Source organism: Pantoea sp. ANP04 (genome assembly GCF_041982285.1).
GTDB classification, from domain to species: Bacteria; Pseudomonadota; Gammaproteobacteria; order Enterobacterales; family Enterobacteriaceae; genus Pantoea; species Pantoea eucalypti.
Genome location: NZ_JAUTYS010000003.1, coordinates 306,464 through 326,906, shown reverse-complemented (window position 1 = coordinate 326,906; position 20,443 = coordinate 306,464). Strand labels below are relative to the sequence as shown.

The following is a 20,443-nucleotide window of genomic DNA, read 5'->3' as shown; positions in this document are numbered from 1 at the left end:
CATGAAACCTCTCATCCCGTTTGTTGTGATGCTGCTGTGCGGCTGTAGCGTGGGTCCTGACTATCAGCGCCCGTCTGTAGCGATGCCGGTTCACTATAAAGAGGCCCGAGGCTGGCAGCCGGCGACACCGCTGGATGCGCAAAGCAAAGGCGAGTGGTGGACGGTTTACCATGACGCCACGCTGAGCGGGCTGTTGAGCCAGGTCAGCGTGTCAAATCAGAACGTAGCAACCTATGCCGCGCAGTACCGGCAGGCGCAGGCTCTGGCGGCTGAGTCACGTGCAGCGCTGTTTCCCTCGCTGGACTATGACGGCAGCGTAACGCGCAGCGGCAGCCATGCCACCAACAGCAGCGTTCGCACCACCAGCAGCAGCCATCAGGCGGAATTGAGTGCCAGCTGGGAGCTGGATCTGTGGGGTAAACTGCGGCGCACGCTGGAGGAGAACCGCGCCAGTGCTTCGGCCAGCGCGGCAGAACTGGCCAACATCACGCTGAGTGCCCAGTCTGAGCTGGCGCAGGACTATTTCCAGCTGCGCATCATGGATCAGAAAATCGCGCTCTATCAGCAGAGCGTTGATGCTTATCAGCACTATCTGAACGTGATCACCAGCCAGTATCAGGCGGGCACCGCGTCGCGTGCCACGCTGGCCCAGGCGCAGCTGCAACGGGAGAGCGCCAGCGCCTCGGCGCAGGATTATCAGTGGCAGCGTGCGCAGATGGAGCACGCCATTGCACTGCTGATCGGCAAAGCTCCGGCCGACTTCAGTCTGCCCGCTGCGCCACTGACGGCCACATTACCCGCGATTCCGGCAGCCCTGCCGGGCGAGCTGTTACAGCGCCGTCCCGATATCGCGTACGCCGAACGTAATATGGCCGCCGCCAATGCCGCCATCGGTGTGGCGGTAGCCGGTTACTATCCTGACCTGACTCTGAGCGCGAGTGGTGGTGTCAGCGCCTCCGTGCTGCATTCGCTCTTCTCGCTGCCGGACCGCGTCTGGTCACTGGGACCGGCGCTAAGCGGTACATTGCTCGACGCGGGTGCGACCTCGGCGAAGGTCGATCAGGCGCGGGCAAGCTGGGATGCCAGCGTGGCCACCTATCGTCAGACGGTGCTGACCGCGATGCAGGAGGTGGAAGATAAGCTGGTGGAGTTGAACACGCTGCAGGGCGAAATCGCCGCGCAGCAGCGCGCCACCGACGCGGCCCAGACTTCGGCGCGGGTGACACGCCTGCAGTATGAGGCGGGCATGATTGACTACCTGGATGTGGCGACCACTGAGAACAGCAGCCTGAGCGCACAGCAGAGTTTGCTGACGCTTGCGACCACGCAGTGGGTCAGCAGCGTCGCGCTGATTGCCGCGCTGGGCGGTGGCTGGCAGGCCCCCTGAAGCAGTATCAGATTGCCGATAATTCGGTTGTCGAACCGCGTCAAATCCTGCATCGTGAGGGCTATTTTTCACGATGCTAAGGAGCTGGCATGGCTTTCACATTTTTACGCCTGATATTTCGCCTGTTATGGCGGGTCGAACTGCGGGGCGACGTCGCCGAACTGCATAAGCAGAAGGTATTGATCACACCGAACCATATGTCGTTTCTGGACGGCATGTTGCTGGCGCTATTTTTGCCTGTTAAACCGGTGTTTGCCGTCTACTCGACCATCAGCGAAAGCTGGTTTATGCGTCTGGTTAAACCCTTTATCGACTTTGTGCCGCTGGATCCCACCCGGCCCATGGCGCTGAAGCAGCTGGTTCGGCTGATTGATACGGGCCGTCCGGTGGTCATCTTCCCGGAAGGACGAATTACTGTTACCGGCTCGCTGATGAAAATCTACAGCGGGGCAGGCTTTGTCGCGGCGCGTTCCGGCGCTAACGTCGTGCCAATGCGCATTGAAGGCGCTGAATACACGCCGTTTGGTCGTCTGGCGGGCGTGTTTAAACGTCGCCTGTTCCCGCGCATCACTCTCACCGTTCTGCCCGCCACCCGCATTCCGATGCCAGAGGCGAAACGGGCGCGCGATCGCCGCGTGCTGGCCGGTGAGCATCTGCATCATGTGATGATGGAAGCGCGCATGGCAGTGCGTCCGCGTGAAACCCTGTTTGAGGCGTTTCTGGCGGCGCGGACGCGTTACGGCGCGTTTAAGCGCTGCATCGAAGATGTGAATTTCAAACCCGACAGCTATAACGGCCTGCTGAAGAAGTCGCTGGGCGTAGGCCGTATTCTGGAGCGTTACAGCCAGCCGCGTGAAGTGGTGGGGCTCCTGCTGCCTAATACCACCGTGACGGCGGCGGCGATTTTCGGTGCCACACTGCGCGGGCGCGTTCCGGCCATGCTCAACTATAGCGCGGGCGTTAACGGCATGCGTGCAGCACTGACCGCGGCGCAGATTAAAACCGTCTTCACGTCGCGGCAGTTCCTGGACAAAGGCAATCTGTGGCATCTGCCGCAGGGGCTGGACGATGTGCAGTGGATCTACCTGGAAGATCTGAAAGATACCGTCACGGGCAAAGACAAGCTGTGGATCCTTGCCCATCTGCTGATGCCGCATCGCGCCCAGTTACCTCAACAGCCGGAAGATGCCGCGATGGTGCTGTTTACCTCCGGCTCTGAAGGCAACCCTAAAGGCGTGGTGCATTCCCATAAAAGTCTGCTGGCGAACGTCGAGCAGATCCGCACCATCGCCGACTTCACGCCGCGCGACCGCTTTATGTCGGCGCTGCCGCTGTTCCATGCGTTTGGTCTGACCGTCGGGCTGTTTACGCCGCTGATGACCGGTGCTCAGGTCTTCCTCTATCCCAGCCCTCTGCACTATCGCATCGTGCCGGAGCTGGTTTATGACCGTAACTGCACCGTGCTGTTCGGCACCTCAACCTTCCTGGGTAACTACGCGCGCTTTGCCGCGCCCTATGATTTTGCCCGTCTGCGCTATGTCGTTGCGGGTGCGGAGAAGCTGCAGGAGAACACCCGTCAGCTCTATATCGAGAAGTATGGCATTCGCATTCTCGAAGGCTACGGCGTCACCGAGTGCGCGCCGGTTGTGGCGATTAATGTGCCGATGGCAGCGAAGACACACACTGTGGGACGCATTCTGCCGGGCATGGATTCACGCCTGATGTCAGTGCCGGGCATTGAGCAGGGCGGACGCCTGCAACTGCGTGGACCAAACGTGATGAAGGGCTATCTGCGGGTCGAAAATCCTGGCGTGCTGGAAGCCCCGGCCGCCGACGATGGCGAAGGTAATCTTGAAGCGGGCTGGTATGACACCGGTGATATCGTCAGCTTCGATGAAGGCGGTTTCTGCCAGATTCAGGGACGTGCCAAACGCTTTGCGAAGATCGCGGGTGAGATGGTGTCGCTGGAGATCGTCGAGCAGATCGCGCTGAAGGCGTCGCCGGAGAAACAACATGCGGCGTCGCTGCGTCCGGATGGACAGCGCGGCGAGGCACTGGTGCTGTTCACCACGGACGCTGAACTGGTGCGCGACAGGCTGCAGAAAGCAGCCCGCGAGCTGGGTGCGCCAGAGCTGGCACTGCCGCGTGATATCCGCGTCATGAAGCAGTTGCCGCAGCTGGGCAGTGGTAAACCCGATTACGTCACGCTGAAAAAAATGGCGGAAGAGGAGCAGGCATGAGCCTTGATCGTAATGCGCCGCTGATGTCGCGCAGCATGATTGCCGTGATTATCGCCCAGTTCTTTTCGGCGTTTGGCGATAACGCGCTACTGTTTGCCACGCTGGCGGTACTGAAAAGTCAGTTCTATCCCGACTGGAGCCAGCCGGTCTTACAGATGCTGTTTGTCGCGGCCTATATTCTGCTGGCGCCGTTTGTCGGTCAGGTGGCGGACAGCATGGCGAAAGGGCGGGTGATGATGCTCGCTAATAGCCTGAAGCTGCTGGGCGCGCTGGTGATCTGCTTCGGCTTCAATCCTTTCATCGGCTATACCCTGGTAGGCGCGGGCGCAGCGGCTTACTCGCCGGCCAAATATGGCATCCTCGGTGAGATCACCCACGGCGAGAAGCTGGTGAAAGCCAACGGGCTGATGGAGGCATCGACCATCGCCGCCATTCTGCTGGGTTCGGTGGCGGGCGGCATGCTGGCTGACTGGCATATTCTGGCGGCGCTGGGCATCTGTGCGCTGACCTACGGCATCGCTGTGGTCGCGAACCTGTTTATCCCGAAACTGCAGGCGGCGCGGCCTGGTCAGAGCTGGCAGTTCGGCGTGATGGTACGCAGCTTTTTCAGTGCTGCCGCGCTGCTATGGCGTGATGCAGAAACCCGCTTCTCGCTGCTCGGCACCAGTCTGTTCTGGGGCGCAGGCGTTACGCTGCGTTTCCTGCTGGTGCTCTGGGTGCCGGTGGCGCTGGGGATCAATGACAACACCACGCCAACCACGCTGAATGCCATGGTGGCAATTGGCATTGTGATTGGCGCAGCGGCGGCGGCGAAGCTGGTGACGCTGGAGACCGTGCGTCGCTGTATGCCGGCTGGTGTGCTGATTGGTGTCATGGTGGTGGTCTTTGCGCTGCAGCACTCTCTGCTGAATGCTTATTTAGTGCTGATGCTGATTGGTGCACTGGGCGGTTTCTTTGTGGTGCCGCTGAATGCGCTGTTACAGGCGCGGGGCAAAGAGAGTGTCGGTTCAGGCAATGCCATTGCGGTACAGAACCTGGGTGAGAACAGCGCCATGCTGATTATGCTGGGGCTCTATACACTGGCGATTAAGGCGGGCGCGCCTGCGGTAGCGACGGGCGTCGGCTTTGGCGTGCTGTTTGCGCTGGCGATCGCCGTGTTGTGGCTGTGGCGACCTGCTAAGCGTTAAGTGATTCACCGCCGCTCTCCTGTATCCCCGGAGAGCGGCGGCTTACGCTTTAGCGACGAATCGCAATCGCTTCGATTTCGATTTTCACATCTTTTGGCAGACGCGCCACTTCGACACAGGAACGCGCCGGGAAGTGAGCTTCATGCTCGGTGAAAAACGCTTCATAGGTCGCGTTGACCGTGGCGAAATCATTCAGGTCCTTTACGAACACCGTGGTCTTCACGATGTCGCCAACCTTCAGACCCGCAGCTTCAACAATCGCCTTCACATTTTCCAGTGACTGACGCGCCTGTGCGGCAATGTCATCTGCCACCTGGCCGGTCGCCGGATCAACCGGAATCTGACCGGAGGTCATGATCATGCTGCCCAGATCGACACCCTGAACATAGGGACCGATAGCGGCAGGGGCTTTTTCAGTACTGATTTCACGTGACATCATGGCTCCTTTGATTACGTCGTCAGGCGGCGATGCCGCCACTGTTGCCCATTATAAGGTCGGGCAGGGCGATTACCAGTGACCGAGCACCACATGGCGGGCGAACTCTTTCTCGCAATATTTGCACTTCAGATGCACATCGTCGGCGCGCTGCTTCACGGTAAAGCTGGAGAAGACCGGCTCGCTGCGGCTGATACAGTTGCTGTTGGGGCAGGTCAGCACCCGTTCAACATGATCCGGCAGCGTCGGGGCGATCTTCGCCACCACTTCATAATCGTCGATGCGGTTAACCGTGGCATGGGGTGCATAGACCGCCAGCTGATTGACCTGATCGTCAGTGAGAAACGTATTTTCAATCTTAATCAGGTCTTTGCGGCCCATCTCACCCGACGGCAGATTCAGACCGATGGTAATGCGCTGATCGGTTTCGGTCAGCCGGAACAGGGAGAGCAGTTTAAAGCCAATCTGCGCCGGAATGTGGTCGATGACCGTGCCGCGTTTGATTGCTTCGACCTGCAATTTGTTGTCTTGCGTCATGGGAAATCTCCTTACAGGGCGAGTTCGCTGTTTAAAACCAGAGCCAGCAGAGCCTGGCGCGCATAGATGCCGTTACCCGCCTGCTGGAAATACCAGGCGTAAGGGGTTTTGTCGACATCGGTGGTGATCTCATCGATGCGCGGCAGCGGATGCAGCACTTTCATGTTGTCACGTGCCGTAGTGAGATCGGTGGCGCGCAGAATAAACTGCGCTTTTACGTTGGCATATTCTGACGGATCGAGCCGCTCTTTCTGCACCCGCGTCATGTAAAGAATATCAAGCTGCGGCATCACTTCTTCAAAGCTGTCGTGACGTGACCAGGCGATATTCTTCTCATCCAGCATGTCAGTGATATAAGCCGGCATTGCCAGCGCATCGGGCGCGATAAAGAAGAAGCGGTTACCATCAAACTTCGCCAGCGCCTGCGTCAGAGAGTGCACCGTGCGGCCATATTTCAGGTCACCGACCATCGCCACATTCAGCTGACCAAGACGGCCCTGGGTCTCCTGAATGGTGAAGAGATCGAGCAGGGTCTGGGTCGGATGCTGGTTCGCGCCGTCACCGGCGTTGAGAATCGGAATGCCGCCAGAGAACTCCGTTGCCAGCCGCGCCGCGCCTTCCTGCGGATGACGCATCACAATCGCATCAACGTAGGTGCTGATCACGGAAATGGTATCGGCCAGGGTTTCGCCTTTCTTGCCCAGCGAGGTATTACTGCCGTCAGCAAAGCCTACCGCTGATGCGCCAAGGCGATGAATCGCGGTCTCAAACGACAGGCGGGTACGGGTCGAGGCTTCAAAGAAGCAACTGGCAATAACCTTGTGCTTCAGCAGTTCCGGCTGCGGATGGGCTTTCAGCCTGGCGGCGGTGTCCAGTGCCAGTTCCAGCTCTTCACGACTGAGGTCGTTGATTGAAATGATGTGCTTGCGATATAGCGGGTTAGGCATAGCTCTCTCCTCTGCGCGGCCGGATTGCGGACAAAAAAAAACCCCTCAATGAGGGGCTTTTTTATGATCGGGTCGATGACCGAAAGAAACAGCAGCACCGCCTGCGGTCAGGCGTGATAGAGCGTCAAATTGTCCGCTGTGCTGTAGCATATTTCCTCCGGCAAATTGGGCCGCATTATACCCGTTCGCGGTAGAGCAGCAAGAGGAAAACGTTTGCGCTTCTTTATCTGACTAACGCTACTTAACGGTAAGGCGAGCGCCATCGGTCAGCGCTGGCCCAGCGTGGCGACCATCACGGCTTTAATGGTGTGCATCCGATTCTCAGCCTGGTCGAACACAATGCTGTGCGGCGACTCAAACACCTCGTTGCTCACTTCCATGCCGTTGGGCAGATCGTACTGCTCGGCCATCTGCTGACCCAGCGTGGTCTGATCATCGTGGAAAGCGGGCAGGCAGTGCAGGAATTTAACCTGCGGATTGCCGGTCAGATCGAGCATCGCACGGTTAACCTGGTAGTCACGCAGCAGGGCGATACGCTCGGCCCAGACTTCTTTGGCTTCGCCCATCGACACCCAGACGTCGGTGTAGATAAAGTCAGCGCCTTTCACACCGTCGGCAATATGTTCGGTAAGGGTGATTTTACCCCCGGTCTGCTGCGCGGCGTGACGGCACTGCGCCACCAGTTCGTCCTCTGGCCAGCAGCTTTTCGGTGCCACCAGACGCAGATCCAGACCCACCTGTGCCGCCGCTTCCAGCATAGTGTTACCCATGTTGTTGCGCGCATCGCCCACATAAACCAGCGTCATCTCACTGAGCTTTTTGCCCGGCAGGTGCTCCTGCATGGTCAGCAGGTCAGCCAGCAACTGGGTCGGGTGAAACTCGGTAGTCAGACCGTTCCACACCGGCACGCCCGCATGTTCCGCCAGCGTCTCCACCAGCGCCTGACCGTAGCCGCGATACTGAATACCATCGTACATGCGTCCCAGCACCCTTGCAGTGTCGCGCATCGACTCTTTATGGCCGATCTGACTGCCGCTCGGGCCCAGATAAGTGACGTTTGCACCCTGATCGTAAGCGGCAACTTCGAAAGAGCATCGTGTACGGGTCGAGTCTTTTTCGAAGATGAGCGCGATGTTTTTACCTTTCAGATACTGCACTTCGCTGACGCTTTTTTTCGCCTGTTTTAATTCAGCGGAAAGGGACAGCAGATGATCAATTTCGGCGGGAGTAAAATCCAGAAGTCTGAGGAAATGGCGCTGATACAGCTGACTCATACAACACTCCGGTAAGCATTAAAATGAATTAAAATTCAATTTAACCGTATGAATATTCATTTTCAAGTGTGAGCTGAATAAACTTTTCGTTTTGTGTAGTGGCGCGACAGGCAGTGTGGGAAAATAATTGATTATTGCCGAACTCAGAGAGGACATTGTCATGGCATATGAAGCATTACTGGAAGAGCAGCAGGAAGAGACGCGGCAGGTTATTGAAGAGCTGCTGGAGGATGGCAGCGATCCTGATGCGCTCTATACCATCGAGCATCATCTCTCATGCAATAATTTTGATTCACTGGAAAAAGCCGCGGTTGACGCCTTCAAGCTGGGTTATGAAGTGACCGAGCCGGAAGAGCTGGAGCTGGAAGATGGCACCACGGTGATGTGTGTCGATATTATCAGCGAATCTGCACTGAAGCCGGAGCTGATTGATGCGCAGGTTGAACAGCTGGTGAACCTGATTGGCAAGTACAACGTCGATTATGACGGCTGGGGCACCTATTTCGAAGATCCCGATGCCGAAGATGAAGACGAAGACGAAGATGACGACGCCATCGAAGATGAAGATGATAATGGTATTCGCCACTAAGTAGCCGGGGCGGAGAGTTCTCCGCCTGTCACCTCTGCCACACCTGTTTTGACATCATGAACTACGCACCGTTACTTGAACCGATCTATCAGTTTCTGCACTGCCGCACGCCCCAGGCCTGGATTGATGAGGCGCGCAAACCAGAAAATCTGACTCTGCTGTTAACCGACCATCTGGTGTGCGAACTGAAAGCCGCGCAGACTGCGGTGTGGTTGATCCGCAAATATGTCGCCGACAAACCCAGCGGCGACGCTATTCTGGCGTGGCTGAAGCCCTATGAAGATTTTATCTTCCGCGAAGATGGCGACAGCGACTTTATCAATGCCCATAAAAACCTGACGAAACGCATCATCGTGCGCAATGCGCTGCCCTGGGCGGATGAGCTGGTGGAGAAGATGGTGTTGCTGATTAAAGAGGAGCTGCATCACTTCTATCAGGTGTGGGAAATTATGCAGTCGCGCGGGCTGGTCTATCAGAAGATCACCTCCAGCCGCTACGCCAAATCGCTGCTGCGTGAAGTGACGACGCATGAGCCGGAAACCCTGGTGGATAAGCTGATTTGTGGCGCTTACATTGAGGCGCGCTCCTGCGAGCGCTTCGCCAGTCTGGCACCCTATCTTGATGACGAACTGGCAAAGTTCTATCTGTCGCTGCTGCGCTCAGAGGCGCGGCACTATCAGGATTATTTAACGCTGGCGGCGCAGATTGCCACTAAAGACATTACGCCACGCGTGCAGGCGATTGGGATAACAGAAGGGCGGTTAATCAGCGAACCTGACACCGAATTACGCTTTCACAGCGGCGTTCCGGCGTTCTGAACCAATTATAGTCACGGGGCTGGCAGCCCCGATTGTCATAGCTGTTTCAGCATCCGCACTTCGCAGTCGACATGGCCGGTACAGCCCATCGCGCTATCGATATGCTCAAAGCCCAGCGACTCATAGAGTTTAATCGCCCGCGTCAGGCTGGCGGTGGTTTCCAGATAGCAACGACGGAAGCCGTGGCCGCGTGCATGCTCCATCGCCCTCAGCGCCAGTTCGCGCGCCAGACCCTGCCCGCGCACCTCCGGCAGAAAGTACATCTTTTGCAACTCGCAGATATCGGGCGCGCTGCAGGCGAGAGGCGCAACACCGCCGCCACCGACCACCTTGCCCTGATATTCAATAATCCAGTAGGCGCTCTGGTCGGCACTGTAGAGCTCAAACAGGTGATCCAGCTGGGGATCGGAGACGGTGTAGCCCTTGTCAGCCGTCAGGCCGAACTCCGCAGAAACGTCGCGAATCACCTGGGCAATATGCGGATTATCGGCGGCAGTAATCGGCCGCACCTGGAGGTCAACACGCGGGGTGGCGCTGGTCGTCATCATCTCTTCCGGATTTGTACGAGGTCAATAAAAAAGCCGGGCAAGCCCGGCTTTATGAATAAGCTGTCAGCTAAGACGCTTACAATGCCGCAATGACCGCCTGCTGTTCAATCAGTTTTGCTTTTGATTGTTGCAGGTCTGCCACGCGTTCGCGCTCTTTCGCAACGACCGCTTCCGGCGCGCGTGAAACAAAGCCTTCGTTCGCCAGCTTGGTCTCGATCTTCTCAATCTCCACATCCAGCTTAACCAGCTCTTTCGCCAGACGCTCCAGCTCAGCGGTTTTGTCCACCAGATCCGCCATCGGGATCAGCAGCTCTGCGCCTTCAACCAGCTTGGTCACCGACACCGGACCTTTCTCGCCCGCAGGCAGAATGGTCAGGCTTTCCAGACGCGCCAGGCGCGACAGGAAGTTGCGGTTAGCTTCAACGCGACGCAGCGCTGCAGGCGAGCAGTCACGCAACAGCACATCCAGTGGCTTGCTCAGCGCGATGTTCATCTCGGCACGGATATTACGCACCGCGACGATCGCCTGCTTCATCCACTCAATGTCCGCTTTCGCTTCGGCATCTTCTTTCGACGCATCGTAGTGCGGGAAAGGCTGCAGCATAATGGTGTCGTCGCTGATATTTTTCAGTCCCTTCACGCGCTGCCAGATGGTTTCAGTGATAAACGGAATGATCGGATGCGCCAGGCGCAGCAGCGCTTCCAGCACGTGAACCAGCGTATGGCGGGTGCCACGCAATTCAGATTCATTGCCGCTGTTCATCACCGGCTTAGTCAGCTCCAGATACCAGTCGCAGAACTGGTTCCAGGTGAAGTCATACAGCAGGTTAGCCGCGATATCGAAACGGTAGCTATCCAGCGCTTCACGGTAGGCTTTCACGGTGTTGTTGAACTCGGTCAGAATCCAGCGATCCGCCAGCGACAGCGTCATATCGCCGCCGTTCTGGCCGCAATCCTGGTCCTCAGTGTTCATCAGCACAAAGCGGCTGGCGTTCCACAGCTTGTTACAGAAGTTGCGATACCCTTCCAGGCGCTTCATGTCCCAGTTGATGTCGCGACCGGTTGAGGCCAGTGCTGCCAGCGTGAAACGCAGCGCATCGGTGCCTGATGGCTCGATGCCGTCCGGGAACTGCTTCTCGGTACGTTTGCGGATCTTCTCAGCCAGCTGTGGCTGCATCATGTTGCCGGTGCGTTTTTCCAGCAGCGCTTCCAGCGAAATGCCGTCGACCATATCCAGCGGGTCAATCACGTTGCCCTTGGATTTCGACATCTTCTGACCTTCTTCATCACGGATCAGACCGGTCATGTAGACGGTTTTAAACGGCACCTGCGGTTTGCCGTTTTCATCTTTGATGAAGTGCATGGTCAGCATGATCATGCGGGCAATCCAGAAGAAGATGATGTCGAAGCCGCTGACCAGCACGCTGGTCGGATGGAAGGTACGCAGCGCTTCGGTGTTTTCTGGCCAGCCCAGGGTGGAGAAGGTCCACAGACCGGATGAGAACCAGGTATCCAGCACGTCGTCATCCTGACGCAGCGCCACATCGGCGGCCAGGTTGTTCTCAGCGCGGACTTCCTCTTCGGTACGGCCAACGTAGACGTTACCGTTGTCGTCATACCAGGCCGGGATGCGGTGACCCCACCAGAGCTGACGGGAAATACACCAGTCCTGAATATCACGCATCCAGGAGAAGTACATGTTTTCATACTGCTTCGGCACGAACTGGATGTCGCCATTCTCAACGGCTTCAACCGCCACTTTCGCCAGCGGTGCGGTACGCACATACCACTGGTCGGTCAGCATCGGCTCGATAACCACACCGCCACGGTCGCCGTAAGGTACGGTCAGGTCGTGCGGTTTGATCTCTTCAAGCAGACCCAGTTCATCGACGGCGGCGACAATCGCTTTACGCGCGGCAAAGCGCTCCATGTGCTGGAAAGCAGCCGGGATCTCATCGGAACAGGCATCGCTGGCTTCGCCGTTGGTGTCATACACCTGAGCGCGGTCGCGGATATCACCGTCGAAGGTCAGAATGTTGATCATTGGCAGTTTGTGACGACGACCGACTTCGTAGTCGTTGAAGTCATGCGCCGGGGTGATCTTGACGCAGCCGGTGCCTTTTTCCATGTCGGCATGTTCATCGCCCACGATCGGAATCAGACGACCCACCAGCGGCAGCATCACAAATTTGCCGATCAGATCTTTATAACGTGGATCTTCCGGGTTAACCGCCACGCCGGTATCGCCCAGCAGGGTTTCCGGACGGGTAGTGGCGACCACCAGGTAATCTTTGCCGTCAGCGGTTTTTGCGCCGTCAGCCAGCGGATAGCGGATATGCCACATTGAGCCTTTGCTCTCGCGGTTTTCCACTTCCAGATCGGAGATCGCCGTGCGCAGCTTAGGATCCCAGTTTACCAGGCGCTTGCCACGGTAGATCAGGTTCTCTTTATAGAGGCGAACAAACACTTCTTTAACGGCATTGGAGAGGCCATCGTCCATGGTGAAGCGCTCGCGCTCCCAGTCGACGGAGTTACCCAGACGGCGCATCTGACGGGTAATGGTGCCGCCAGATTCTGCTTTCCACTGCCAGATTTTGTCGATGAATGCATCGCGGCCATAGTCCTGGCGCGTTTTGCCTTCTTCAGCCGCAATTTTGCGCTCAACCACCATCTGCGTGGCGATGCCCGCGTGGTCAGTACCCGCCTGCCACAGGGTATTTTTCCCCTGCATGCGCTGGTAACGGATCATGGTGTCCATGATGGTTTGCTGGAAGGCGTGACCCATGTGCAAGCTACCGGTGACGTTCGGCGGCGGGATCATGATGCAAAAGCTTTCCTGGCTGGTATCGCCATTCGGTTTGAAGTAGCCCTGCTTTTCCCAATGCTCGTAAAGCGGCTGCTCGATATCTTGCGGGTTATATGTCTTTTCCATTTCTGCTATGTCGTTTGCGGCTGTGGTGGCGCTGCCGTATTCAATTGGAATCCAACGCTGCGATACGCTTTATAGCGGTCGCGCGCCAGTTGTTTGAGAGCGTCTTCGTAAGGAACGAAGTCTATCACTTCATGGAAAGCAGTAGCAAAATCTGCGAAGTGGGGCAGCAGGCTAATCAGCAGGTCGCGCTGTGAACTGCCGCGACGCTGGGGCCAGGCCAGTTCGACCGGCGCACCGTAGCGCGGGCCTTCGCCCGCCAGGTTGTGCGGCACAAAGGCATTTGCTGGCCGTTGCCACAGTGCTTCATCAAGACGAATGGCTTGCTGCTCATCTTCGCAGGCGATCAACACCCGCTTTCCGGCCCGCCAGCGTGTTTCCGCCAGATTGCACACCAGCGCTTCAACGGCGCTAAGGCCATCGCTCGTTGCATCGGTTTCCAGCACGTAGAAGGTTGCGTTTTTCATCGGTTTGCTCATCAGAAGATCAAGGGCGGAATCAGATCCGCCCTTGCTGTCAGAAAAGAGGGCGCTTAGTCGTCGCCGTTCAATCCTGCCCGATTCAACAGAAACTGCGACAGCATCGGCACCGGTCGTCCGGTGGCGCCTTTGGCTTTACCGGAGCGCCAGGCGGTGCCGGCGATATCCAGGTGCGCCCAGTTATATTTGCGGGCGAAACGTGCCAGGAAGCAGGCGGCGGTAATTGCGCCACCAGGACGGCCACCAATGTTCGCCATATCGGCAAAGTTGGACTCCAGCTGCTCCTGGAACTCATCCGCCATCGGCAGACGCCAGGCGCGATCGCCTGACTGCTCAGAGGCGCTAATCAGCTCATGCGCCAGCGGATTGTGGTTCGACAGCAGGCCGCTGATGTGATGGCCCAGCGCAATCACGCAGGCGCCGGTCAGCGTCGCCACGTCAATCACCACTTCCGGGTCGAAACGTTCGACATAGGTCAGCGCATCGCACAGGACCAGTCGGCCTTCGGCGTCGGTATTCAGCACTTCAACGGTCTGACCAGACATGGTGGTCAGCACATCGCCCGGACGCATTGAACGTCCGTCCGGCATGTTTTCACAGCCCGCCAGCACGCCGACCACGTTCAGTGGGAGATTCAGCTCGGCCACCATACGCATCACGCCATAGACGGCGGCTGCGCCGCACATGTCATACTTCATTTCATCCATGCTGTCGGCAGGCTTGATGGAGATGCCGCCGGAGTCAAAGGTCAGCCCTTTGCCTACCAGCACAATCGGCCGCGCTTCCGCATCCGGATTGCCTTTGTATTCAATCACCGACATCAGCGATTCGTTTTGTGAACCGGCACCGACCGCAAGATAGGCGTTCATGCCCAGCTCTTTCATCTGCTGTTCGCCGATCACGCGGGTTGTGACATTTTTACTGAAAGCGTCCGCCAGCTGACGTGCCTGTGACGCCAGATAAGCGGCGTTACAGATATTGGGTGGCATGTTGCCGAGATCTTTCGCTGCTTTCATACCGGCTGCAACCGCCAAGCCATGCTGGATTGCGCGTTCGCCGCTGGTCAGTTCACGGCGGGTCGGCACGTTAAACACCAGTTTGCGCAGCGGACGACGCGGCTCTGCTTTGTTACTTTTCAGCTGGTCAAAGTTGTAGAGTGCCTCTTTAGAAGTCTCCACCGCCTGACGCACTTTCCAGTAAGTATTGCGGCCTTTGACATGCAACTCGGTCAGGAAGCAGACCGCTTCCATTGAGCCGGTATCGTTCAGCGTATTAATGGTTTTTTGAATGACTTGCTTGTACTGGCGTTCATCCAGCTCACGCTCTTTACCGCAGCCAATCAGCAGAATACGCTCTGACAGGATATTTGGCACATGATGCAGCAGCAGTGTCTGGCCCACTTTTCCTTCCAGCTCGCCGCGGCGCAGCAGGGCGCTGATATAGCCGTCGCTGATTTTATCCAGCTGCTCGGCAATCGGTGACAGACGACGCGGTTCGAAAACGCCAACGACAATGCAGGCACTGCGTTGTTTTTCCGGGCTTCCGCTTTTTACACTGAACTCCATGCACTCTCCTGAATCTTAAAGACAACGGCCGCTGCTGCCGCTAGAATGTAGCGCGCTCATGACCCATTTATTCATTGTCGCAGCATGACATTCTGCCGCTGGAGGTCATAATGAATCAGGGTGACAAGATGTTGTTTTTTCACCACCCGGACGCGTTTTTCATACAAATTTAGCTACGGCGACGGCCATTGATGAAGAAAAATGGCTGATAAGCGTTGAAACTAGCGATTTTCCTGCAAAAAGACAAGTTTTCACAGGCGTACTAAGCGTGATCATCATTAGATATCTGGTTCGGGAAACGCTCAAAAGCCAGCTGGCTATCCTGTTTATCCTGTTACTCATCTTCTTTTGTCAGAAGTTAGTCAGGATCCTGGGTGCCGCGGTGGATGGCGAAGTGCCGACAAACCTCGTTCTGACATTGTTAGGACTCGGTGTGCCTCAAATGGCACAACTTATACTGCCCTTAAGTCTGTTTCTGGCAATTCTGATGACGCTGGGGCGTCTCTACACGGAAAGTGAAATTACCGTGATGCACGCCTGCGGCCTGAGTAAAGCCGTCCTGGTGAAAGCCGCGATGATATTGATGCTGTTCACCTCCGTGGTGGCAGCGGTTAATGTCATCTGGCTGGGACCATGGTCATCCCGTTATCAGGATGAGGTGACACAGAACGCCAAAGCCAATCCGGGTGCGGCAGCCATGGCCGCCGGACAATTCCAGACCTCCGGCGACGGCAGCGCCGTGCTGTTTGTCGAGAATGTGAAGGGCAACAACTTTGGTAACGTCTTCCTGGCGCAGTTACGGCCAAAAGGCAACGCGCGCCCTTCGGTGGTGCTGGCTGACAGCGGCCACATGGAACAGCGTAAAGATGGCTCGCAGGTGGTGACGCTGGATAAAGGCACCCGCTTTGAGGGCACCGCACTGCTGCGTGATTTCCGTATTACCGACTTCACCAACTATCAGGCGATTGTGGGCTATAAAGCGGCAACGCTTGACCCTAACGATTCAGAGCAGGCGAGCCTGAGCGACCTGGTCGCGAATAAAACACCTGATTTCCAGGCTGAGCTGCACTGGCGTCTGACGCTGGTGTTCGCGGTGCTGGTGATGGCGCTGATGGTCGTGCCGCTCAGTGTGGTGAATCCACGTCAGGGGCGCGTGCTGTCAATGCTGCCTGCGATGCTGCTCTATCTGATTTTCTTCCTGCTGCAGAGCTCGCTGAAGTCGAGCGGGGCGAAAGGGCGGCTCGATCCGGCGCTCTGGATGTGGGTGGTGAATATCAGCTATCTGGTGCTGGCGGTGCTCCTTAACCTGTGGGATACGGTGCCGATGCGTCGGATTCGCGCCCGCTTTATCCGCGGAGGGTCGGTCTGATGTTTCGCGTACTTGACCGCTATATTGGTAAAACCATCTTCAATACCATCATGCTGACGCTGTTCATGCTGGTGTCGCTTTCCGGCATCATCAAGTTCGTCGATCAGCTGCGTAAAACCGGCCAGGGTAGCTACAGCGCGCTGAGTGCCGGTTATTACACTCTTCTCAGCGTGCCTAAAGATATTGAGATTTTCTTCCCGATGGCGGCGCTGCTGGGTGCGCTGCTGGGACTGGGCGCGCTGGCGCAGCGCAGTGAGCTGGTGGTGATGCAGGCGGCGGGCTTTACCCGTATGCAGGTGGCGCTGTCAGTCATGAAAACGGCGATTCCGCTGGTGCTGCTGACCATGGCGATTGGCGAGTTTGTCGCGCCGTCGGGCGAGCAGATGGCACGTAACTACCGGGCGCAGCAGCTTTACGGTGGTGCACTGGTCTCGACGCAGAATGGTCTGTGGGCGAAAGATGGCAATAGCTTCATCTATATTGAGCGCATTAAAGGCGACAACGAAATTGATGGCGTCAGCATTTACAACTTCAATGACCAGCGTCGTCTGCAGAGTGTACGTTACGCGGCGACGGCCACATGGGACAAAGACAAAAAACGCTGGTTGCTCTCCCAGGTCGATGAGTCGAACCTAACCGATCCAAAGCAGATTACCGGTTCACAGAGCCTGACTGGCGAATGGAAAACCAATCTGACGCCAGATAAGCTGGGTGTCGTCGCGCTGGATCCAGACGCATTATCGATTCGCGGTCTCCATAGCTACAGTAAATATCTGAAGCAGAGTGGTCAGGAAGCGGGAAGATATGAGCTGAATATGTGGAGCAAAATCTTCCAGCCGCTGTCCGTCGCGGTGATGATGCTGATGGCGCTGTCATTTATCTTTGGTCCGCTGCGCAGCGTGTCGATGGGTGTGCGTGTCGTCACCGGTATCAGCTTTGGCTTCCTGTTCTACGTGCTGGATCAGATTTTCGGCCCGTTAAGCCTGGTTTATGGCTTGCCGCCGATTCTGGGCGCAATTCTGCCGAGCTTTGCGTTCTTCGCGATCAGTATGTTTATGTTGATTAAGCGGCGCTAACAGTCAGCCGCAAAAAGGCCGCCTCTCAGGGCGGCCTTTTTCATGGCACGCACCCTGTGCCATTTCAGTCATCCCGCAGTGTCATAAATCCCTTTATTAATGCATCAACGCATCCAGTCGTTTATCACTGCACCATACAGCGTTTCCGCTTCTGCTAACCGGGTCAGCAGGCAATACTCATCGGTCTGATGTGCCATTGAGGGCTCGCCGGGACCCAGGATAATACAGGGCGGCGTGCCCAGCGCGGGCAGCAGTAATGATGCATCGGTAAAGTAGGGCACAATGCGCGGTGTCAGCGGGGCGTCATGTAATGCCTGACAGTGCTGATAAACCGACTGAATCCAGGCCTGATTCTCTTCGCTCAACACCGCTGGCAGATCCACCAGCGTCGTCACCGTGACGCTCTCTCCCAGTAATGTTGTCAATTGCTGACGAATTGCTGCGTGATGCAGATTGGGCGCGCTACGGATATCCACGTCAAACTGCGTACGATCGGGCACGGAATTAATGTTCAGACCGCCGGCAATGCGTCCGACGTTAATGGTTGGCTGCTTCATCAGCGGATGAGGTGCGCCGGGTGAGAAGTGCTGAATCTTGCCCAGTGCCTCCGCCGCCAGATAAATGGCATTAATACCCAGCTCAGGCATCGCGCCGTGCGCTGTTTTGCCCCGGGTTTCACAGCGTAGCCAGAGTGCGCCTTTGTGGCCGATAACCGGATAGTTGCTGGTAGGCTCGCCGACAATCAATGCGCCAACCTCGGGCAGGTCGGTGGTATCAATCAGTGCTTGCGCGCCGTCGCACCCCGTCTCTTCTCCGCCTGTGATCAACAGGACAACACCCGACCCTTGCTGAATTGCCTGCTGGTGCGTCACGCAGGCGACGGCAAAAGCCGCGACGGCGGCCTTCATGTCACTCGATCCCCGCCCATATAGCCTGTCGCCCACAACTTCCCCAAACGGATCGTACTGCCAGTCGGCGTTGCCGAGAGGAACCGTATCCAGATGGCCGGTAAACGCTAACTTCGGTCCAGGCAGGCTGCCAGGCAGGCTGGCAATCAGGTTCAGGCGGTTTTCACCGAAGGTCGACAGGGTGACGTCGAAGCCACGCTGCGTCAGCCAGTCTGCCAGGAACTGCATGCAGGCTGCTTCATTGCCCGGGGGATTAATGGTGTCAAAACGCAGCAGTTGCTGCGCCAGTATCAGGCTCTGGCTCATTCGCCACGCACCGTTAACCAGTCCAGACAGTTGATCCACAGCTGGCGATAACCCGGCCACTGTGCAAATTCCTGCGGCAGCCAGTGCGCCGACATATCACTGGTCCAGACCAGTGAACGGCCCTGCTGATATTCGCGCACCGCCAGCAGCGGATGTTCCGTGCCGGCAATGGTCGCCAGCAGTTTGCCTTCAGGGTGCATTTCCACCTCGTTATAACCCAGTAACCATGGCCATTCGTTGGGGATATCACTAAACAGCGGGTGAGATTCCGTGACGCTGGGATAAGCCCCTTCAGGCGTTTCAATGCGGTCATCCCAGGCCAGGCAGCGTACCGGCAAGACTTTCTCCACGGCCGTGTTGCGATAGCGCGCACCCCCATTGATACCCTGAAAACTAAAGTAGCCGCCAATCATCATCAGTGCGCCGCCTGCGGCCACATAGTCGTGGATCAGTGTCAGGCGGTTCGCTGTGCGCTGGCTCTTTAGCCAGGTATCCGGGTGCAGCAGCAACGTATTCGCACCGATGTCGGACAGAATGATCGCGTCCCACTGCGAAAGCCCATCAGGCGTAAGTGGAAACCCGGTGGCGGCAGCATGAGCGGGCATATAGGTGATGGCATAATCACTGTCGGCCAGCGCTGCCATAAAGTCGGTTGCGCCATTATGCCAGGTGGCAGTGGCAAACTGATCGAAGCCTTTGACGTGAACGGACGTGCTGGTCCAGGACTCGCCGACCAGTAAAATTTTCTTCTGCATTACGGTTCTCCCTTACCCACCAAAAACGCGCTGTGGGTTAGCAATCAGTAAGGTTTCAAGTTGTTCGCCGCTGACGCCGTGGCGTTTCAGGCGCGGAACAAAATGTTTAAGGATATAGCCATAGCCGTGACCGCCGTAGCGGGTCAGCATGGTTTTCAGGAACACGTCCTGCGACAACAACACCTGTTCAATAAAGCCGTCATCAATCAGCTCGCGAATGGCGCGGGCATTCTCTTCATCGGACGGCGACTGCGCAGATTCATCGGCGTAGTAATAACTCATGCCGATCATGTCGTACTCCAGGAAGGCTCCGCGCTGTGCAAGCTCGCGCTGGTAACGCTTATCCGCAAAGCTGGGGTTCATATGGCACAGAACGACATGGCGCAGGTCAGCCCCTTCTTCTTCAAGAATATCCAGTACACGATGACCCAGACGCTCCCAGCCGGGCAGATGCACCTCAATCGGCACATTTGTCGCAGCGCTGGCGCGGCCTGCAGCCCGCAGGGATTTCTCTTCATTGGGGGTAAAGCGGCTGGAAACGCCGATCTCACCAATAAGACCTGCCAGCACGTCGGGTTTATCTTCTCTGCCGCCCAGGTCGTAAATCAGCTTGTCGGTCAGTGCTTCAATGCTGATCGTTTTCATCCAGTCCGGATGTGACGGTTCCAGATACAGCCCGGTGCTCATGATGATATTCAGCCCGGTCAGGCGCGCGATCCGCTGCAGGGCTTTGGGATCGCGGCCAATGCCGATATTCGTGGGATCCACCACCGTATCGCCGCCCAGCGCCCGGAACTTCATCAGCTCTTCAATCGCCAAATCCACATCAAACAGCTGACAGTTGTCGCGGCTGATAAGCGGGTTGAGTGACAGTTCGCCCAGGTTTTCAATGCTGACCGGCATTTCCGCCAGATGACGATCGCCGCAGCAGCAGGGCGGCACCCATTTGCCTGAGGCATCCAGCAGGATATGTTCGTGCATCAGCGTTACGCCCATTTCACTCACCGGCAATGGGCCGAGCACGGTCATCACATAGCCGCTACTGATACCCAGTGGCAGCGGATCGGGATGGCGAAAAATAGAATGTTTCATG

General features: G+C 57.1%; 18 protein-coding genes. 7 read left to right on the top strand and 11 right to left on the bottom strand.

Annotated features, from left to right (window positions below):
• Window position 1 precedes the first annotated feature (1 nt).
• The 3 genes from Q7C21_RS06335 to lplT all read left to right on the top strand — a co-directional run bounded on the left by Q7C21_RS06335 (window position 2) and on the right by lplT (window position 4,814).
• On the top strand, window positions 2–1,387 hold the full coding sequence (locus Q7C21_RS06335) for an efflux transporter outer membrane subunit (protein ID WP_003851021.1): 1,386 nt from the start codon (window positions 2–4) through the stop codon (window positions 1,385–1,387).
• An 89-nt stretch (window positions 1,388–1,476) separates the two neighbouring features.
• The gene (gene aas / locus Q7C21_RS06330; RefSeq protein WP_008925440.1) at window positions 1,477–3,627 is read left to right on the top strand and encodes a bifunctional acyl-ACP--phospholipid O-acyltransferase/long-chain-fatty-acid--ACP ligase; all 2,151 of its coding nucleotides are present in this window, start codon (window positions 1,477–1,479) and stop codon (window positions 3,625–3,627) included.
• Entirely contained in the window at window positions 3,624–4,814 is a 1,191-nt protein-coding gene (gene lplT / locus Q7C21_RS06325) for a lysophospholipid transporter LplT (RefSeq protein WP_008925441.1), read from the top strand. Before aas ends, lplT begins: the two co-directional genes overlap by 4 nt.
• A 49-nt stretch (window positions 4,815–4,863) precedes the next feature.
• On the opposite strand, the gene ridA is transcribed toward lplT, so the two are convergent.
• From ridA to argF, 4 genes are all read right to left on the bottom strand, one after another.
• Complete coding sequence (gene ridA / locus Q7C21_RS06320; RefSeq protein WP_003851016.1) at window positions 4,864–5,250, bottom strand: 2-iminobutanoate/2-iminopropanoate deaminase; 387 nt, start codon at window positions 5,248–5,250, stop codon at window positions 4,864–4,866.
• A 72-nt stretch (window positions 5,251–5,322) separates the two neighbouring features.
• On the bottom strand, window positions 5,323–5,787 hold the full coding sequence (gene pyrI / locus Q7C21_RS06315) for an aspartate carbamoyltransferase regulatory subunit (protein ID WP_008925442.1): 465 nt from the start codon (window positions 5,785–5,787) through the stop codon (window positions 5,323–5,325).
• Window positions 5,788–5,798: 11 nt separating this feature from the next.
• Window positions 5,799–6,734 (bottom strand): aspartate carbamoyltransferase, encoded by a 936-nt coding sequence (gene pyrB, locus Q7C21_RS06310; RefSeq protein WP_008925443.1) that lies wholly within the window; start codon window positions 6,732–6,734, stop codon window positions 5,799–5,801.
• A gap of 266 nt (window positions 6,735–7,000) precedes the next feature.
• The gene (argF, locus tag Q7C21_RS06305) at window positions 7,001–8,008 is read right to left on the bottom strand and encodes an ornithine carbamoyltransferase (protein WP_375150526.1); all 1,008 of its coding nucleotides are present in this window, start codon (window positions 8,006–8,008) and stop codon (window positions 7,001–7,003) included.
• A gap of 160 nt (window positions 8,009–8,168) precedes the next feature.
• Between argF and rraB the strand changes: the two genes are divergently transcribed.
• Both rraB and Q7C21_RS06295 read left to right on the top strand, forming a co-directional pair.
• A complete protein-coding gene (gene rraB / locus Q7C21_RS06300; RefSeq protein ID WP_375150525.1) occupies window positions 8,169–8,597 on the top strand; it encodes a ribonuclease E inhibitor RraB in 429 nt (142 codons plus the stop codon).
• A gap of 56 nt (window positions 8,598–8,653) precedes the next feature.
• Window positions 8,654–9,415, top strand: coding sequence for a tRNA-(ms[2]io[6]A)-hydroxylase (locus Q7C21_RS06295; protein WP_039658912.1), 762 nt, complete (start codon window positions 8,654–8,656; stop codon window positions 9,413–9,415).
• A gap of 35 nt (window positions 9,416–9,450) precedes the next feature.
• Here the strand turns inward: Q7C21_RS06295 and Q7C21_RS06290 are convergent, their stop codons facing one another.
• The 4 genes from Q7C21_RS06290 to pepA all read right to left on the bottom strand — a co-directional run bounded on the left by Q7C21_RS06290 (window position 9,451) and on the right by pepA (window position 14,936).
• Window positions 9,451–9,960, bottom strand: a complete 510-nt coding sequence (locus Q7C21_RS06290) for a GNAT family N-acetyltransferase (protein ID WP_375150537.1) — start codon at window positions 9,958–9,960, stop codon at window positions 9,451–9,453.
• 79 nt (window positions 9,961–10,039) lie between these two features.
• Window positions 10,040–12,895: a valine--tRNA ligase gene (locus Q7C21_RS06285; RefSeq protein ID WP_039658909.1), complete on the bottom strand. Its 2,856-nt coding sequence runs from the start codon at window positions 12,893–12,895 to the stop codon at window positions 10,040–10,042.
• Window positions 12,896–12,900: 5 nt separating this feature from the next.
• Window positions 12,901–13,359 carry a DNA polymerase III subunit chi gene (locus Q7C21_RS06280; RefSeq protein WP_008925453.1) on the bottom strand — a complete coding sequence of 153 codons (459 nt, stop codon included), beginning with the start codon at window positions 13,357–13,359 and terminating at the stop codon, window positions 12,901–12,903.
• Window positions 13,360–13,424: 65 nt separating this feature from the next.
• Window positions 13,425–14,936, bottom strand: a complete 1,512-nt coding sequence (gene pepA / locus Q7C21_RS06275) for a leucyl aminopeptidase (RefSeq protein ID WP_010251654.1) — start codon at window positions 14,934–14,936, stop codon at window positions 13,425–13,427.
• Window positions 14,937–15,204: 268 nt separating this feature from the next.
• Here pepA and lptF point away from each other — a divergent pair, with 268 nt between their 5' ends.
• On the top strand, window positions 15,205–16,305 hold the full coding sequence (gene lptF, locus Q7C21_RS06270; protein ID WP_375150524.1) for an LPS export ABC transporter permease LptF: 1,101 nt from the start codon (window positions 15,205–15,207) through the stop codon (window positions 16,303–16,305).
• Entirely contained in the window at window positions 16,305–17,381 is a 1,077-nt protein-coding gene (gene lptG / locus Q7C21_RS06265; RefSeq protein ID WP_033762287.1) for an LPS export ABC transporter permease LptG, read from the top strand. The genes lptF and lptG overlap by 1 nt, the downstream gene beginning before the upstream one ends.
• A 104-nt stretch (window positions 17,382–17,485) precedes the next feature.
• Here the strand turns inward: lptG and Q7C21_RS06260 are convergent, their stop codons facing one another.
• Genes Q7C21_RS06260 through Q7C21_RS06250 form a run of 3 tightly spaced genes read right to left on the bottom strand, consistent with a single transcriptional unit; the run spans window position 17,486 to window position 20,442 of the window.
• Entirely contained in the window at window positions 17,486–18,595 is a 1,110-nt protein-coding gene (locus Q7C21_RS06260) for a M20 family metallopeptidase (RefSeq protein ID WP_039658906.1), read from the bottom strand.
• Complete coding sequence (locus tag Q7C21_RS06255) at window positions 18,592–19,350, bottom strand: glutamine amidotransferase (RefSeq protein ID WP_375150523.1); 759 nt, start codon at window positions 19,348–19,350, stop codon at window positions 18,592–18,594. The genes Q7C21_RS06260 and Q7C21_RS06255 overlap by 4 nt, the downstream gene beginning before the upstream one ends.
• Window positions 19,351–19,362: 12 nt before the next feature.
• Window positions 19,363–20,442 (bottom strand): phosphotriesterase, encoded by a 1,080-nt coding sequence (locus tag Q7C21_RS06250; RefSeq protein ID WP_003850988.1) that lies wholly within the window; start codon window positions 20,440–20,442, stop codon window positions 19,363–19,365.
• Window position 20,443: the final 1 nt, after the last annotated feature.